Here is an 18,234-nt window from a genome sequence, read left to right on the forward strand (position 1 = left end):
TCCTGAAGTATCTAATTCCAATTAATTTTACAGGAATTTGAGAAATTGCGCAAGTACGAGTTGAAAATAAGGAGGCTGAAATCTACTTTATGCTATACGTTTGCCGGCCAGTGTCCGGGCACTGTTATTGAGCTGATACTCAATCAGTTCCTTATACTGACAGCCAACGTGGGAAGCCGGATTCACAAATACTTCACTTGGAATACCGGACTCAACGATTGTGCCTTTTTCCATAAGCACAATGCGGTCTGCCACGTGCAGGGCAAAAGCAATTTCGTGAGTAACTACCAACATAGTGGCAGCCCGGTATTTCGCCAGTTCTTCCATAACCACAAGTACTTCTCTAACTAACATAGGGTCAAGCGAAGCAGTAGGTTCATCCCACAGCATCAGCTCAGGCTCAAAAGCCAGAGCCCGGGCGATACCCACCCGCTGCTGCTGACCGCCTGACAACTCTGAAGGCTTGTGGTCTTTAAGATGTTCCATACCTACCTTCGTCATAGCTGCCATGGCCTTGTCATAGGCTTCTTCTTTGTTTTGACCGCCCATAACCAGTCCCAGCATAACATTTTCTATCGCGCTTAGACGATTTATAAGGTTAAAGTGCTGGAATACATAGCCAATACGCTTACGCATATTACGCAGCTCATCGTCATTAAGTTTAGTAATCTCAACCCCATCAAATACAATGGAACCATGGTCTGGTTCAATCAAGCGGTTGATTTGGCGGATAGTTGTTGATTTGCCGCAGCCTGACGGTCCCATGATAACAACAGTTTCCCCTGGGGCCACGTCCAAGCTTAAGTTGTTGACAGCAACAAGACTGCCGAATTGTTTATACAGGTTTTGGATGTGGAGCATACTGCTCACCTCCTCTATTATCTTATTTAAACTTAACTTTGCGTTGGTTAAGCTTCTGCATAAGTCCCGGACGACCACTCGGGATAACAATCTCACGCATAATTTCGTCCAAAGACAAGCCTAAAGCTTCCCCAGCCATAATCTCTTCAGCGGCAATCGGGCTGATCTTTTCCGTGTAGGCGGCAACTATCAGTCCAAGTACGGCACCGATAACCGGCACTCCGATCCACGGCAGATAAGGTATACCGCCGCCGGAAATAATGAACATGGCTGTCAGCATAATCGCGCCTACGCCCATGCCATAACGGCGCTCCGGAGCAGTAAATCCTATTGTCATGCGCTCAGCAATCCTGCGCCAGCCGGTACGCGGCACCTTTTTCGCCAACCGCTTGCGGCGGATTACTGTCATAATAGCCGTATGATCAAGTCCAAGGAATAGTATGGTAACAATGATCGCAGTCATACCTGCGAGTATTCCTTTTACTTCATTTAGCACTTGATATAATTCGCCACGGGCATTCGGTTCAATTACGCCCAGCGCAGTGGAATATACGGATACATTGTTATTGCCCGCTTGGGCATACACAATCGGTGCCACCGCATCTGTACTAATATTACTTGTAGTCAGAATTTGAATCCGGGCGCCCGGAATGACTTGTCCGGCAATAAATTTATCTAATAAATTGACAGAATGGTTAATTTCTTCGTCTTTAAGATTCGGCACCGCACTTGCCAAGTATTGTACCTGGGCTGTGATCGCAGGTACATTGACTTCCTGCAGTCCATTCAAGTGATTATTGGCATCTATCAGATTTGTTCTAGCCCCTTGAACGTCGAAGGCTTTTAACGTACCCAGAGCAGTTTGTCCATTGTTGACAATGCCGTCAATCGTTGACTTAGCACGACGGGCATTGGCGGCCACACTGTCAAGGGAGGCCAGATTTGAACTAAGACTGCTCAGATTCTGTTGGGCACCTGACAGGGTGCTAATAGTCGAGTTGGTATCACCGCCTACTATTTTCAATACCTGTAAGCTGTTAACCAGGCCGCCAATGTTACGAGATGAGGTGTCAAGCTGATAGCGGATACCACTTGTGTCAATACCGGCCAGTGCGCTGGTAGCTGCCTGGATCGTGCCGCCAGCCGTCTGCAAACCGGTTAAGGTTGCCTCAAAAGCGGCAACACTGCCGTTATAGTTATCCAGAGCCCCTAACGCAACACCGCTTAGATTCTTGGCATCTTGAGCAAAGCCGGGAATTTGACCAACAATTTTACCGGTCTCACCCAAAGCATTGCCCAATTCCTGACGCGGATTTTTATAAGCGGCTGCCACTGCATGGCCGCCGATAACGTCTTTTTCCAGTTTATATCCTGACGCGTTGGTCAACTGGGAAGCATCCCCCTGGGTAATACGTCCTTCGGCTGTGCCTGCCGCACTAACGGCCGTGATCTCGACAAGAACATTGCCTTTGCCAGGCGCCTGACCGGCCTGAGGCGGCTGAGCCGCCGTTCCCTGAAAGACAACAATATCCCCTTTGGCCAGGACCGTTCCCGCTGCCGGGGTCAGAGTCACTTGCGATGCATACGCCGTAAGGAATCGTTTAAGTTCTATCATGGTGCTAACCATGTAGGTCATATCATCATTTTTGCCATCAACGGATACGTTTTGCGCGTATTCCAGGCGCAGATTTTTCTGCATGGCATCTGAGATAGCTTCCCCCATACGCACGGGGTTAGCCGGCTCACTGCCAACAGGAAAAGTAATTTCGATAACCTGATAGTCTTTTAAAATGTTCTTGATATTGTTGCTTACAGCATTAGACTTGTCCAGCGAACTGAGAATTACGCCGATACTGCTACCGTCACGGAAAGCAAAGCGCACTCCATCCATTTCCATGATGCGCTCAATCAGCATGTTCTTTGCACCTTCCGGTACACCGCGGATATTAAGACGCGGCTCTGTCATCATACCAACACTGGCGCCGCCTGGGATGCTGCCGAAGGTCTTCGGCAAGTCTTCATAAACTTGCTTGGTTTTATATTGGTCAGGCAGAGTAACATAGATATATGATTTGCCGGTTACTGTCGGTCCCTGGCTTACCTTCCCCCCAGGAAACACATCGTTAACAATTTTGTTAACCTCTGCGGCAGTATCATCTTTCATCTCTTCCCTGACTTGAATTACTAAGTCATATTCGCCATAATCACCCACAAGGCTGGCCAGAGTTTTCGAAAAGTAGGAATTTGCGGCCATCGAGACCGAGCTGGCCACCAGTGAGCCAATAATTATACTTACTACAAGTAGTGCTACAATATCCCGTTCGATTGAATTTTTAAATATACTTTTGATTGTGTTTATTATTCTTATTCTTTTTTGCAGCATAGGATTTATTCACCTCATTTCCTGGAGTACATTATAACATGTATATCACTTTTATGTCTATATGTATATCAAAAAATATTATAATCGTATATACTTATCGTGTTCGTTATGCAACAACGAAAAAACTTAGATGTAACCATAAGAAAAACCGTTAACACGGTCCTTTTGCTTTGCACACGTCAGATGATTCTGGAATACAAGGGGCGGAGTTTTACTTTTGTCATTGCCACAAAAGTAAACAAAAGGTCTAGGCCCGAAGCCTCCAAAAGCTGAAAAGCCAGGCGATATTCCTAAAATTCGTAAACTCGCAACGCTCAAACAATACGAATTTTTTAACGGAATACCGCCTGGCTTTTCTCCTGCGGAACGCTTTTTCCGGCAAAGGCCAGAGGGGTACGGAAGTTACCAGGGTTGACGGAGTCACCGTCTCCTGGCACAAACCGGGCTTTGTACCTGGCACCCTTTGTTTTATACAGCCTCAGCAATTCGCAAAACTTATACTTTCTTATCTTACAAAAAAGCGAGATTGGTCACACTGCTCTTTAACCATTGCAGGTGATCAATCTCGCTTTGCTATTTTCTATTTACTATTTACTGTCTACAATATCTGTTGTTTTTGGCGGTGCCGTTTTCCATCGGTTATGCAGCCAAAACCATTCGTGCGGATGTTGTCTGATATGCTGTTCGATAATTCCGGTCAATTGCTGCGTCGTGCTGCGGATATCATATTCGCGGTCAGATGTTTTTTCGACCATTACCGGCGGATGAATTATTGCGGTATGGGTGCCGTCGGGATTTTCAGTAATGAACGCCGGTATGATCGGGGCATTATTGAGGCGGGCTAGAGCGGCCGCGCCTTGCGGAGTAGACGCCATTCGTCCAAAGAACTCGACAAACACCCCATCTACGTGGTTATCCTGATCCATCAAAAGTCCAATAATTTTCCCCGTGCCAAGCAGCTTTACCATTTCCCGGACACCTTGTTTATAGGTAACGTGCATCCCGGCATTGGTTCGGTATTCATTGATAAATCTGTCCATAGCCTGATTGGTTTGTTTTTGGACAACAGCTACCAGTGGAAAACCATGCATCGCCAATGCTGCTCCGAGGAGTTCCCAGTTGCCGCTGTGCGCGGTAGCAAGTACCGCCCCCCGTCCCATGCTAAGCGCTGCTTCGAGATTCTCACCACCGGTCAACGCTACCTGTTGTTTAATGTTACTTGCGTTCAACCGGGGCATATGGAGCACTTCCATAAACATAGGGCCAAACCTGATGCCACTCGCTTTAGCGATAGAGGAGGCCTGTTCTTCACTTAACCCCAAACTGCGTCTAATATTGTCAATAGCCATCCGCTTGCGTTTAGCCGGTACTACCGGCCAGCAGAGGTTACCAATTAGACTGCCCAATCCCCGCCGCAGCGACAACGGCATTATACATACTATATTGCTGATTAGCTTTACTAGGTAGTACATCATAACATGTCACTTCCTTGGTCGGATCTTAGTATGTGAAGCTTGCTCCAAAGTACGTCTGATGGTCACGGCGGCCAACATCGACTTTGAGTCCGGGAACTACCGCCATGCGAGCGCCATAATTCATATTCTTGCCATCCCATTCAGCAATTAGGCTTGTTGCCGGAAAAACATTATTGCCGGTAATGATTCCCACCGGATTAATTGTCTTCTCAAGAGCAGCAAACATACCATCATACCTGCCATTACCTATACCGGCATGAATTCTAAATCCAAACGGCAATGCTTTGCTGGCAGCCGCATAGAAAGTGCGCTTATCTAAGTTTGCAATGTCTTCCACGCCAATGGCTAGTCCCGGTGTCAGAACAGTTTCGGGCAGTACACCGTATTTTGCATTTACATAGGTATGATTTTGCTGGTTAGCTTGGCTGTCATAGCGAAAACCGGCTACTCCCAGTTCCAATTTTCCCGTTATGTTCGTGTTGAAGGTACCTACACCGCCATCTTTTAGATGATAATACCCCAAGGAAAACTGTCCTTCTTGCATTACATCGGCAGAAGGAGTATTAATGATACCGGTGGATCCTTGTACCGACGGAGCGGCGAACGCCGATACCGTTGTCATCATGAAAACTGTTGCTGCTAATAGAATCTTATTCATAGTCTGTTTCTCCTTACTAGATGCGCAGCTTTACGCTACGAATTAATATTTATTCCCCCACATCATTACAAAATCCTGCTTTTTTAGCGAAAGTAAATCCTGGAACCAGGCATGATATAAGAAAAACCGCTAACGCGGTTCTTTGGTATTGAGTACATCCGAAAATTCGGTACTCAAATCCATTAACCCCTTTTGGGGAACTCACGGAGTCCACGACAACCCCGGCAACTCCCGTAACCCCTGGCCCTTTGCCGGAAAAAGCGTTCCGCAGGAGAAAAGCCAGGCGGTATTCCGTTAAAAAATCTGTACTGTTTGAGCGCAGCGATTTTACAGATTTTAGGAGTACCGCCTGGCTTTTTAGCTTTTGGAGGCTTTGGGCCTAGACCTTTTGTTACTTTTGTGGCAATGACAAAAGTAAGCCCCCCCCTTTCTCACAGCTCTATACTAGCGATAAGACGATGTTGCCCTTATCCAGACTAAAGTTATACTATCTATCAGGGACAAATAAAGAGACAAGAGACTATTGCCCCTTGTCACCTTTGTTTATTTTTCTATTTTATTTAACCGTCGCTCCAATTCTCTGACCTTTTTAATTAACTCAGGCAAACGGCCAATGGCGGCTTCTGAACGAAGCCATTCATTATGAGGACGAGCCGGAAAACCGGCATAAAATGAATTTGCGGGAACGTCATTAATGGGTGCCGTTCTGGCGGCAAATACACAATTATCGCCAATAGTCAGATGGCCGGCGCTGCCCGATTGACCAGCAAAAGTTACATTGTTGCCAATTTTAGCGCTGCCGGCAATCCCTGTCTGGGCAACTAAAAAGCAGTTTTCGCCAACAACTACATTATGGCCCAGGTGCACGAAATTATCGATTTTGGTGCCCCTCTTTACCACTGTGCTGCCGGTGGTAGCCCTGTCCAAACAAGAGTTAGCACCAATTTCCACATCATCTTCAATAATTACGTTGCCAACCTGTGGCACTTTCTGATGGCTGCCGTTTACGGTTATAAAACCAAAACCGTCGCTGCCAATAACGGCGCCGCTTTGAATAATAACCCGGCTGCCAATTTGGCAGTTCTCACGGATCGTAACATTGGGATAAATAAGGGTGTCGCTACCAATCGTAACATCCCGGCCAATGTAGGTATGAGGATAGAGAATCGCATTATCGCCAATTACAGCATTATCGTCAATAACTACGTGAGCCATAACAGCAACATTTGCCCCTAGTTTTACATTTGTGCCTAATACGGCCGTTTCATTAACACCTGGCTTAATATCGGGTTTAGGTGTAAATAAGGCCAACAAAGTGGTAAAGGCCACCCGGGGATTATTCACCCGGATAGCCGGCTTAGGAAACTCTTCGACAGTGTCGGGAATAACTACAGCCGCAGCAGTACATTTGGCCGCTTTCTCTATGTGAGGCGGCACGGCAAAGGTAATATCGCCCGGACCGGCATCTTCAATATTCGTTATGCCGGTTATGTTTAGTTCAGCGGAACCAATAATTGTACCATTAATCAAGGCGGCAATCTCAGCTAAAGTCTTTTTCACCAGAATGCCCCCTGATTATTGCATTTTTTGAATTACTGCATCGGTAATATCAGTACCGCCTTGCGCTACACTGTTTTTATACAGTACTACACTAAGCTTCTTATCTTTACTTACTTGTTCAATCGCCTGTTTGATAGTAGTGTCAATTTGACTCTCTAAGTCTTGCTTCGTTTTGAGGAACTCGCCATAAGCTGCTTCCTGGCGTTTTTGGAATTCTTCAGCAGAAATACTCGGTTTGTCTTTTTCCAACTGATCGCTCAACTCTTTGCCTTTGGCATTAAGCTGATCCTGGAACCCCTTCACCTTAGGACTGTCGGACATAACTTTGTTTACGTCAAGCACCCCCACGGTTGCCTGACCAGCGTTACAGCCAGCCAGTGCTAAACCGGCCACGAAAACCAGTACCATCACTAGTGCCACTCTAACTTGTTTGTTCATCATGAATCCTCCATCCTTCGGAACCCATAAGCTAACTGTTAAAGCAAAACAGCTGCTCGCAGGGTATCCTTAACATTGCTTTCATAGTATATGCAAGCATTTTATTTCTTAACCGCAGCAATAACCGCATCGGTAATATCTACGGCACTAATATTCACCCTGTAGCCGGTCAGTACCGCATCCAACTGTCGTTCAGACGCTACTTTAGCCGCTTTGTCACGAATATCGTCCAGAATATATCCTTCCAGAACATCAATTTCCTGTTGTTTCATCTGAAGCTGCTGTTCCAGTTCAAGGCCATCCGGTGCAGTTGGTGTCAGTGCCGGAGATTGAGCTGACTCAGCAATCTTTCCGGCTAGGTCAGCAGATTGCGCATTTAGTTTATTACTCAACTCCGCATCCAATTGTTTTGCATACGCAGTCAATTCCTGTTCCATAGCTGCTCTTTCCGGCGCAAGAGTATTATCCATATTTTGCGCTAACTCTTTTTCTCGCGCGGCTACTTTTCCTTCTTGCTCGGCCTTTAAGTCATCCAGCTTTTTTTTGACTTCGGCAGCTTCTTTTTCACCCAGTTGCACTGTTTGCAGCTTTAACTGCAGGTTAAAAATCTGCGGCTGATATTCTTTATCCAGCTCTTCAGCATAAGCCTTTAGCTTAGTCGAAAGTTCATCGTGAGCCTTGTTGGCCTTTTCCGCTAGTTTTTCTTGGAGTTCTTTCTGCTTTGCTGACATTTTGGCGTTAAATTCTTGCTCGGCAGCTGATTTTAAGCCATCTATGGCACTACCTGTCAAATTCATTCCCGCCATTTGCTGGTCAGTGGCAGCAGTTGCTGCACCAGACTTAGCAGCTAGCCGCTGATTCAGAGTAGCAGCCTGTTGTTTAAGTTTTTGCCAGTCTTGGTATTTGGGATGAGCCTGAATGGCTTTATCCATATCAATTACGCCTATCTGCGGCACTTCGGGCTGCTTGGTTTCAGGTGTTGAACGGGAGCAGCCTGTCAACAAGACAGCGCCAAGAGCCAGGATTGCCAGAAACCGTCTTGGTGTTGGTCGAAGTAATTTAAACACCAAATCACCCTTTCTAGCGACTCGTTCTCAACGCTCTCTGCGTTATAAAGGAGTCTTATTTAACAAGTTTAATCTCTATTAAGGTAAGCAAAGCCGAGCACAGACTGAATCGGCTCGGCTTACTAAAAGACCGGACTTATTTACCGGTAAGTTTTTTGACAACATCGTCGGTGATGTCTTGTCCACCATAAACAATATTGTTAACGTCAAGCACTACAGCAAGACCTTTGGAATCAGCGACCGCTTTGACGGCAGCATCAATATTGCTTAATACCGGCACTTTGAGTTCTTGTTCTTTTAAAGTCAGACGCTCACGCAATTGGTTGGCATAAGCTTCTTTTTCTTTGTCATTCATAGTCTTAGTTTTTTCTTCAAAGTCCTTTTGGGCTTGAGCATATTCACTTTTCATGGTTTCAGTCAGTTTAGCGACTTCCGGGCTTTCATTCCAGAGACGCTGATAATTTACCTTGCCAACATTAGATGCCGTCCCCGCAGCAGCTGCATACCCTGTGCCACTTTGCGAAACAGCGATTCCAAATACACCTAGCACAAATACCGCAACTACAGCAATGGCAACCATTTTTGCCATTTTTTTGTCTTTAAACATTTTTAACCTTCTTTCTGCCATTGGCAATAAATTTCTCCTCACCTACCAATTATAACAGGCAGTCCTCTATTCTTCAATAGAAACAAGCGGCAAGGTCATTACAGATTGGCTACAAGTCTGAGCCAATTTTCTTTCTTGGTAATGACATACTCAGCGCTGAGGAATTCATGCATTTTGTATTTTACACCAAACTCATTATAGTTTGTTTCGGGAGTACGTTCCAATCGTATCGTCCAGTTGGAACCCACATAATGATTGAGCCACAGAATGCTCTGGTCGTCGGTAAAATTATACCGTACGCCGGCAAATGTTGTCTCCGTAAATTTATGGGCCCAGCCAGGTTCGAACTTCCAGGAAACGCTAGAAGGAATAAACCTAACTTCCATAAAAGCTTCGTCACGTTTATTGAAATACTTGCCTACATGCAGCTTGGCAGACGCATTGTCTTCGTCACGGCCAATATCCAAACTACCTTCCAGACTTATTTTATACTTATTCGTTTCCGCATTTAAAACAATACTGGTTTCTGAACCCGGGTTGATTACCGGGGCAAGCGTAAGTCCGTATTGTTTGGCTATGGGATGATTGGCGGCAGCAGTGGTTATTGTATTCGTAAAATAATCTTTGTGGCGTTCCACGAAAGCTACCGGTAAACCACGCAGCATATTTGCCGCTTCCTGAGCTGCAGGTTTTGCCTCGGCTAACAGAATATTGGGAATAGTACGCGAGCGTAAGGATAGGTTAACGTCGGTAATAAGCGGTCCTTGAGGAATAAGCGATACCTTTACCAAGGTATGCTGACCGGTAGTAATCTCTAAATTGCTGCGAAACTCCGGCAACTTATCGGCCAACATTTCCCGGATGACGGTTTTGGATACACCACCGGCCCAATCGACCGCGTCGACAGGTAAACCGACAAGAACATTACTTACCTGGTCATCGATTTTACCTATATCCTTTTTGATTATCGCCGTTAATTCCGGCGACAATCCATTAACCTCTATTTCCAGTGCAACATCACGAACCACATCGCCCCAGGGCGTGATCGACACCACAATATTCGTTGTTTCGCCAGGGGTAATGATAACATTTTCGACTGAGTAGCCTACAAGAACCCGGTCAAATATTTCACGAATAAGTTTCTCATATCCTGCTTGATTTCCTTTGACATCTTCCAGGGTCCGCCCTGTCAGCATTTGTTCTCCAACCGTGGCAACACTATTGTTCATGCGTTTGGCAATTCTTTCGGGCGGCGGCTCGGCAGCCATTACTTTGACCGTAACTTTTTCAACCGTTTCACCTGAGGCGTACGTTGTTGCCGGCCACAATAGCAATACACAGATCACTAAGCTAATGCCCCAGCTTACATACGAGCGTTTAGCAAAAATAACCCGCCACCTCCTCCTTCTAGCAAACGAGTCAGGCCTTGGCCTGACTCGTAAAGTTGGAATCATTTCAAGTTAGAATTGACCGCCAAAACTGAAGTGAGTACGTCCACCTTCTTCACCTTTAGCATAGTCAATACGTACCGGGCCAAGCGGAGTTGACATTCGGATACCAACACCGACACTTGACTTAAGATCGTTAAGGGTATATCCTTTCGATTTCCATGCATTACCGACATCTGTGAAAACTACACCCTGAATCTTATTAACGACCGGGAAGCGATATTCAACAGAACCGGCAATCATTTTGTCGCCTTTAAATTGATCATCCTCATAACCGCGGAGAGTATCGCTACCACCGACTTCAAACCGGTTTGTATCGGAAATATTTCCTTCCGCATAACCGACAGTAAGACGAGTGGCAATTACATGATCAGAGCCTACTTTGAAATATTTACGACCCTCGGCAGTATACTTATTGAAATTGAAGTCGCCGCCTAAAGCCTTACCGGCGAATTCAGCCGACAAGGAGTAACGGGCTCCTTCTGTCGGAGCAAACACGTTATCACGTGAGTCAAACACACGCATTAAGGTAACACTGCGAGTCTCACCAAAGTTATCTTTGAGATATTGCTGGTGACTAGCATCTGAATAATCTTCAGGTCCGCTTTTATATTCTTCATAGGTGTCCTTACGATTTTTGAAGGTGATATAGTTATGAATATATTCACCTGCCGGACGACCTAGCGTAATATCAAAGCCTTTACGGTTTTTATCATAGGTTGATTTTTTATTATTTGTGTCATCATAGTAATCGGTATACTCATTCGTCATGTTGTAAAAACTGAAACTTAACGATGTTTGCTTGCTGTCAAGCCATGGACGAGTATAACTTACTTCATAGTTTTTGTTATCGACACCGCCAAATTCCCAATGAAGTTTAACCCTGTCACCGGTACCCCGGAAGTTGTTGTCACCGACTTCAATAATACCTACCATACCATCGGCTTTGCTATAGCCGCCGCCAATGGAAAACATACCTGTTTTTTGTTCAACAACACTGGTTTCCAGTTCAACAGCGTTAGGCTCTTTACCAGGATTCAGCTTCATGTTAACGTCTTCAAAGTAGCCGAGGTTGTACACTTTTTGCATACTGCGTTTAGCGTCTTTTACGTTAAACGGTTCACCCGGCTTAACTTTCATTTCGCGGGTAATAACATTGGTTTTAGTTTTTTCGTTGCCTTTAACAACAATGCCCTCCAGAGAGCCCTCACTAATCGTCAGTGTCAATTCTCCGCCCGGGCTCATCGCTATATCGCTTACTTTCGCCAGGATATAGCCTTGATCGTGGTAATACTGCTCAACGGCCCGCACATTGGTGTTAAGGGTCCGGGTATTGAGTATGTTGCCCTTGCCGGCAGTCACCAGTTCTTTAATTTTATCACTGGAAACTTTGGTGTTGCCCTTAACAATAATGTCTTTTAACTGCGGATTTTCCATAACGGTATATATCACTTTGACACCTTCAGGTACCTCAGCAAAATTGGCAACAACATCAAAGAAGTAGCCTAGATCGTGGATGGCCTGCAAGTCTTGCTTGACCTTATCGGCAGTCAAAGTATCACCCGGCTGGAGCTTAATCACGCCTTTAACGGTAGCTTCATCAACATTATTGATGCCGGTAACAGTTACGGCTGCAACCGTTTTGCCTTGGATATCAGCCGCATAAGCAGGTAGGACTAAGCCTGCAGCCATACTCAACACGAGCGCGGCAACTATAAAAATCTTGCAGCGTAGATCGGTCTTCATCTATTACCTCCTATTTATTTTTTATTGTCCACGTAACGATTTTCCGGCTGACCTGATAAGTTTGTTGATCTCATCGTTCGTCAACGGCACCTCTTTACTTGGGTCTTCCGCAGAAACTGATTTGGTCTGTTCAAGCGGCGCTGAACCCCTTTCGGCCTTTGCCGGCTGCTGATAAGAACCAGGCTCTTCCCGGTTTGGCACAGACTGGCTGGCAACCGGAACCGGCGGCGCTGCTACCGGAGCGACTGCCTGATTGGCTACCTTAGGCTCTAAAGTTACCTGCCTGGAACTGTTTTCCGTTGCAGAGACTGCTTGGCTGGTGCCTGTTACAGACTGGACTGTATGGCGGCTAACCCCCCACCAGTAACTGACTCCTACACCACCGACAGCTACAACGAATGCCAGGCCCAATGCCAAGCAATGCCTAAGCATCGGATATTTGTAGCGCCACTGTTGAGAGCGGTTAGCTTCCCGGACGTGTGCGAGTTCAGCCTGAGCTAAGAATAAGTTAAGCTCACCGCGAATATCTTTGTCTTTATCAAAGGCATCCTCGGCCTCAGACAACCACTGTTGGGCTGAATTCAAATGCCGGTTAATATTTTGTTTACAATCCGCCATATTCACCACCCCTATATTATAACACTAAATATAATCCTGGGAAGAGGCCAGATTCTGGTCATTGACAAATATGCAAAAACGGGCAATTTTTGAGATTAGCCCGTTAATAGTAGTTAATTCGAGTATTTTTGACTCATTTCCTCTATTTTTACTGATACTCGGCGTGTTGCCAAACACGCTACCTTAATGTCCGCAACGGGCGAGAAATGTCCAGATGCGAGGCACGACGAGGATTGCGCAGTGCCGCGTACTGGGTTCGTACGCAAACAAGCAACCCGCAGGAGAAACGAAGCAGGTGGGCGTTTATCGCCCGTTGCCTACCAGTTGCCCATTAATTTGGACATCATTCCCCGCAACCTCCGAATGCCTTGCTTCTGCAAACGGTAAATATGCGATATACTTAACTCCATACTTGCCGCCAATTCCTTGGGCTCACAGTCATTCAAATACACACCGTGTAATACCTGCTGTTCCTTCGCCGGGAGACGATCCATAGCGGTTCTGAGCTGTTCGACAAGGTAATTGTGTTCTACCTGAGTAACGACTTCAGCCTGCGTATCAACAAGCAAATCGGCGATTGTTGCCTGGCTGCGGTTCTCGTCGCAGGGACTATCAATATGCACCAGGCTGTCATCTTCACAGTTAAGGTGATTTAGCATCCGGCCTTTGATCCGGTGCACGGCAAACAGGCTAAATGCCACCCCACGCGTATGATCGTAATTTTCAACGGCTTCTATAAGTCCCACTGTACCTTCTTGAATCAAATCAAGCATTACCGGTTCAGGCAATCGCCAGCGCATGGCAGTTTTAAAAACAAGCGGCTGATAGCTTTCAATAAGGCGACGCCTGCATTCCAGGTCGCATCCTTCTTTATACCCCCGCCACAATACCGCCTCTTCCGCCGGAGCCAGCGTGCGGACATTTTTCAGTTCAGCCATGTATTGACTAAGAAACATGGTATCCATCCCTTTTAAAAATTAAATCGTGTCTCTATTGTATACAATTCACGTTTGGTACCCCCAAAGGCACCGCCGATCGAAATACGATTATTCAACTCATATTGTAAACTTATGCTGCTGTCTTTTTGGTCAAGCCCTATACTATAACTCACCATAAGTTTATCAGTAAGATATTTGCTAATTTCCAGATTATAACTTTGCAACTGACCGCCCGGCTGGTCTTCACTAGCTCTTTTCTTGCGATCGGTATCGAATAGCGAAGACTTTACCAACCGGAATCTGTCCACACCAAGTGCCTTTTGCATGGTGTTTTCAACTTCGGCAATAAACCGCATCTGTAAGCCGGCATCCAACAGACTAATCAACTCGTCACGCCCTAATACGCTGTCAGTATGAGACTGGTGGTTATTATCAGAAAAATAACTGCTGCGTAAAGTCAAAATAGACATGATTTCTTCTTGACTCATTGCCGGCTGTGACGTCAGCTTCATATTCATAGCCGTTACCGGGCCATGAATATCTAAATAAACGGTCATTTGATCCAGCCTGGTTTTAGCCTTTAGCTTAATTATCGGTTCAATGGAGTCGAATTGGGTAAATTCCGCACTGGCACTTTCAATGGTAAATAGGTTTGTCAGATATTTTACCGTGCCGCGCTGTGCTTCTATGCGACCTGATGCCGCCGGTTTCTGCAAGGTTCCGGAAAACTTGACCTTGCCCTCGGCCCGGAAATCATACAGGTAAGGATTATACATTCTAACTTTATTGCCAACAACCAGTTCCACATCAAGCCCGGCATCCAGGTTGAAGTCACCGCTGTCAGGCACTGCCGGAATATTGACAGTTGCATCCTCGACAGTCAGCTTCCCGGATAAATGCGGTTTGCCATTCACACTTGTTAATGATAGCACACCATCAAGCGGTCCTGTAAAGTATTTGTGTTTAATACCTAAATGCTGAAGTGTAAGCGCTACATTATATTGATCAAGTGCCAAACCATTCAGTCTGGCCGACCCGGCTACGGCATACGAGCCGCCGCCCATTTCACCACTAAAAGTATTTATATTTATTTTATCATCTTCAAACTGAATATCAACCCCTACATTCTGGATAGGTTCTGAAAGTGCTTTCAGTTTGATAGCTCCCTTGGCCACCGACACATGACCGTTGAGTGTTGGCTGTGCCAATGTGCCGCCTATGGTTATTTCACCGGCAGTTGGCCCTGAAGCCCAGGCAACTTCCTTAGTAAGCATAGGTAGTATGCGTAAATCAGCATGATCAAGACGCACCTTTAAATCCATCCTGTCAGTAATATCTGCCTGACTGCGGCCTTGCCTGTTTAACGCTTTTAGCGGAACAACACCGTAGGCACTGGCTTTATAAGGCCCACGCGCCAGATACAACTGATTGACATGGATACTGCCCTGATTATAAATAAACAAGCCATATAGATTATCAAATTCGGCATTCGCTACACTGCCGTTTTTAATTTCTAACGACATGGCCACATTGGGATCAGCAGTTGCGCCGCTGGCCTGCGCGTTAAAACTGAAGCTGCCTTTGGTTTCAACGGTTGTATCAAATAATGCGGTGATAATTCCGGTCTCAATATCCCGTCCGCCAAACTCCATATCAATAGCCCCGTTCAAATTAGCTTGCCCCCGGGCTGCTAATATGCCGTTAACCCCTTGTTTGCCAATAAACTTGTTAATGGTAATTATTTTGTTGTTAAGTTCGGCGTCAATATCAATACTGTCAAGCGGGTAATTTTTGATACTTCCGTTGGTTATTGCTCCCCTTACCATTACATTGGGATTATCCACAGTGCCGTTTAGCACTATTTCCCCGTTCAGTTTGCCGCGAATTCCTTTGTCCGGTACGTTGGCAATAGCCAGAATACCGGCCAGTTCACCGCCCTCTACCCGAAGTATGCCGTCAACACCCTTGGTTTTTAGATCAGCAGCACCGCTGAACGCGTAGTGTCCTGTTCCTTGGGTAAAGTTCAATTCTCTAATATCGGCATGAGTGTCTTCATAGCTTAACCGGGCAAAAATATTCTTGATTTCCTGACCGTTAAGCATAATTCCCGGTGCTTCCAGTTGTCCGGTTACTACCGGATTACTAATAGAACCGGTAACCTGGCCGGCTGCATTAACTTTGCCTGATACCGGATATGGATACTCTAGCCGTAAACGGGAGATGTCAATTCCTTCGGCAGTGACACCAAAGTTTAAACTGTTATCCGGAGCTACTGTTCCCGACAGCTTTATTTTAGTATTTAAAGAAACTATATCCACATTGTTAACAACAATGGCGTTGTCTTTCCGTTCATATGTGCCTGTCGCACTGGCAATGAGATAACCGTACAGGCTGCCGTCAGTAAGATGTATTTTTCCCTGCATATCCGGATTGGACATCCGGCCTGTGAGGATAAGTTCATGGTCGAGATTGCCTGTGAGCTTACATTCGGGCGCAAGTATTCCGGCAAAGGTTTCTGCCCTGGCAGCATGGGTAGTAAGATGCAAATTCAGTTCCGGCTCAGCCTTCGTAAGTAGTACGGTACCGGTAAGCTCATGCCGGGCAGTACCGTCGGTAATGGTAACTTGCTCAAATCCAAGCTGACTTGGCGTGCCTTTTACTTTGCCTGCCGCGTTACCCAACAACTGCTCTTTCACTTTTAACCCGGCAACAGTAAAACCAAGATTTAGCATGGGCTCTGCTGTAGTACCGGTAATCTCTCCGTCCATAGACGCCGTGCCGGTAATGCTTATATTCTTAGAGTAGGTAGGAGTTATATCATTTAACTCTATACTTTGACCGTTCAATTTGAGTGCAAGACTATCGCCTTGTATTACACCGCTGACAGCAACAAGACCTGACGGCAGCGTAACATTAAAATATTCTATGTTGGTTCTGTTATTACTACGTTCAACCAGTCCGGCTATTTGCTTATAGGGTACACCCTGAATCTCCCCTGAATGTAAGGTAAAGCTAGCAACACCGGCGGCTGCCTGCCAATTGCTGCCCCGACCGTTTACGGATGCATGAATTTCGCCCTGACCGGTTAGTTCAACAGGCAAGCCTTTAATAGCACCCACTGCAATATTCTTGGCAGCAAGCTCAATTTGATACTGTTGACTACTGACATCAACTGATCCCCGGCCTGTTATTTGCCCCCCCAGCATGCTTGCAGAAACTGACTCTATCTGTACTACATTATTAGCATATGTAACACTGGCGGCCGCATTTTCTAATGAGAAATCCTGTAAAGAGGCCTGGGCGGCTGTAAGTTTAGCCGTCACCACCGGATCTTGCAGCGTTCCGGCGAACTTTGCATCAAAGGCTAGTTTTCCGGTAAAGGGCAGACTGCTGTTAAGCACGGTTGGATCAAATCCTGTAGAAGTCAGTGCCAGATCAAATACAGGCTGGTCACCCTCGATCCCAATTTTCCCCCGTACGGTTATTGGTTGACTGGCTACTAACGCGCTGCCTCCAAATATGTAAATATTGTTATTGGTAAATGTTACCCGGCCACGAGCCTGTTCCACCTTTACCCCGCCGGCCTGGGCGGCAATATCATCAAGCACAAATTCACCGGCAAACTTCAGCTTACCTGGATTTCCGGAAGCCATAACCTCGACCTCTTTTAGACTACCGGCGCTAAAAGTAAGCTGGGTACCGGCAGGCAGTAAATTTTCATAAACTGCCGGATTCAGTTGGCTGGCTTTGACAGTTAGTGACAAATCTTTTTTCGCATTGTTAATAAACCCTTGAACACTTAACGGTGAACCATTATGATTGGCAGACACATTTATGGCAATCGTTTGGCTGCCTTTCACGTCAAGCTCGCCTTCCGCCTGGCCGAATTCCCACTCGCCTTTTGGCGAGTAAACCTTAATGTCGCCCTGCGCCAAGACAACCTTGCCGTTAAAGCTGGGGCTTCCCGGTTTTGCTTCCTGCCTTAAGCAGTCGAAGTTCCAGGTGCCGTCCGTTTCTTCCACCAAGATGATCTTCGGGTTAGTCAGAATAACTTTCTTTATTGCGTCTACTGCTGTTTGGCCGCGCAGCAGGCTAAACAAGCTATACTCGACGGTAACTTGCTTAATATCGGCTAACTGCCGGCTCTTTTTATCAAATATTTTTACATCAGCGACGGTTGCCGCTGTTAAACCAGCTGCTTGCAACTGACCAACGGTAATCTCGGTCCCGAACGTTTGCGTCAATTCATCCGCCAGGGAAGTTTCCACTTGGGCAAAAACCATCCGGCTCTGGGCCGACCACCAGCTAAAGGCGGCCATGCCAAGCACAAACAATATAACAGCTGCAGCAAAGACTTTTGTTCGCATGGATGCGCCTCCTTGGCCTTGGGGTAACAAACTACTTCGTCATATTCGACATAGTAGAGGTATCTTCC

Annotated in this window: 13 protein-coding genes; all 13 read right to left on the bottom strand. The window is 46.1% G+C overall.

What is annotated here, in order from left to right:
• Window positions 1-87: 87 nt before the first annotated feature.
• The 13 genes from SRRS_RS20310 to SRRS_RS20370 all read right to left on the bottom strand — a co-directional run bounded on the left by SRRS_RS20310 (window position 88) and on the right by SRRS_RS20370 (window position 18,166).
• Window positions 88-861: an amino acid ABC transporter ATP-binding protein gene (locus SRRS_RS20310; RefSeq protein WP_371363110.1), complete on the bottom strand. Its 774-nt coding sequence runs from the start codon at window positions 859-861 to the stop codon at window positions 88-90.
• 22 nt (window positions 862-883) lie between these two features.
• Complete coding sequence (locus SRRS_RS20315; RefSeq protein ID WP_371363112.1) at window positions 884-3,244, bottom strand: hypothetical protein; 2,361 nt, start codon at window positions 3,242-3,244, stop codon at window positions 884-886.
• A gap of 587 nt (window positions 3,245-3,831) precedes the next feature.
• A complete protein-coding gene (locus tag SRRS_RS20320) occupies window positions 3,832-4,719 on the bottom strand; it encodes a lysophospholipid acyltransferase family protein (RefSeq protein ID WP_371363114.1) in 888 nt (295 codons plus the stop codon).
• 25 nt (window positions 4,720-4,744) lie between these two features.
• On the bottom strand, window positions 4,745-5,377 hold the full coding sequence (locus tag SRRS_RS20325; protein ID WP_371363115.1) for a YjbH domain-containing protein: 633 nt from the start codon (window positions 5,375-5,377) through the stop codon (window positions 4,745-4,747).
• Window positions 5,378-5,920: 543 nt separating this feature from the next.
• Window positions 5,921-6,937 carry a UDP-3-O-(3-hydroxymyristoyl)glucosamine N-acyltransferase gene (gene lpxD / locus SRRS_RS20330; protein WP_371363117.1) on the bottom strand — a complete coding sequence of 339 codons (1,017 nt, stop codon included), beginning with the start codon at window positions 6,935-6,937 and terminating at the stop codon, window positions 5,921-5,923.
• Between the two features lie 15 nt (window positions 6,938-6,952).
• The gene (locus SRRS_RS20335) at window positions 6,953-7,378 is read right to left on the bottom strand and encodes an OmpH family outer membrane protein (RefSeq protein WP_371363119.1); all 426 of its coding nucleotides are present in this window, start codon (window positions 7,376-7,378) and stop codon (window positions 6,953-6,955) included.
• Between the two features lie 98 nt (window positions 7,379-7,476).
• Entirely contained in the window at window positions 7,477-8,442 is a 966-nt protein-coding gene (locus tag SRRS_RS20340) for a molecular chaperone Skp (protein ID WP_371363120.1), read from the bottom strand.
• A 136-nt stretch (window positions 8,443-8,578) separates the two neighbouring features.
• The gene (locus SRRS_RS20345; RefSeq protein WP_371363121.1) at window positions 8,579-9,049 is read right to left on the bottom strand and encodes an OmpH family outer membrane protein; all 471 of its coding nucleotides are present in this window, start codon (window positions 9,047-9,049) and stop codon (window positions 8,579-8,581) included.
• Between the two features lie 98 nt (window positions 9,050-9,147).
• Window positions 9,148-10,395, bottom strand: coding sequence for a hypothetical protein (locus SRRS_RS20350; RefSeq protein WP_371363122.1), 1,248 nt, complete (start codon window positions 10,393-10,395; stop codon window positions 9,148-9,150).
• A 114-nt stretch (window positions 10,396-10,509) separates the two neighbouring features.
• Window positions 10,510-12,189 carry an outer membrane protein assembly factor gene (locus tag SRRS_RS20355; RefSeq protein ID WP_371369897.1) on the bottom strand — a complete coding sequence of 560 codons (1,680 nt, stop codon included), beginning with the start codon at window positions 12,187-12,189 and terminating at the stop codon, window positions 10,510-10,512.
• A 75-nt stretch (window positions 12,190-12,264) separates the two neighbouring features.
• On the bottom strand, window positions 12,265-12,861 hold the full coding sequence (locus tag SRRS_RS20360; protein ID WP_371363123.1) for a hypothetical protein: 597 nt from the start codon (window positions 12,859-12,861) through the stop codon (window positions 12,265-12,267).
• A gap of 317 nt (window positions 12,862-13,178) precedes the next feature.
• A complete protein-coding gene (locus tag SRRS_RS20365; protein ID WP_371363124.1) occupies window positions 13,179-13,817 on the bottom strand; it encodes a sigma-70 family RNA polymerase sigma factor in 639 nt (212 codons plus the stop codon).
• A gap of 14 nt (window positions 13,818-13,831) precedes the next feature.
• On the bottom strand, window positions 13,832-18,166 hold the full coding sequence (locus SRRS_RS20370; protein ID WP_371363126.1) for a translocation/assembly module TamB domain-containing protein: 4,335 nt from the start codon (window positions 18,164-18,166) through the stop codon (window positions 13,832-13,834).
• Window positions 18,167-18,234: the final 68 nt, after the last annotated feature.

Origin of the sequence: Sporomusa rhizae (assembly GCF_041428845.1) — a bacterium.
Lineage (GTDB): Bacteria > Bacillota > Negativicutes > Sporomusales > Sporomusaceae > Sporomusa > Sporomusa rhizae.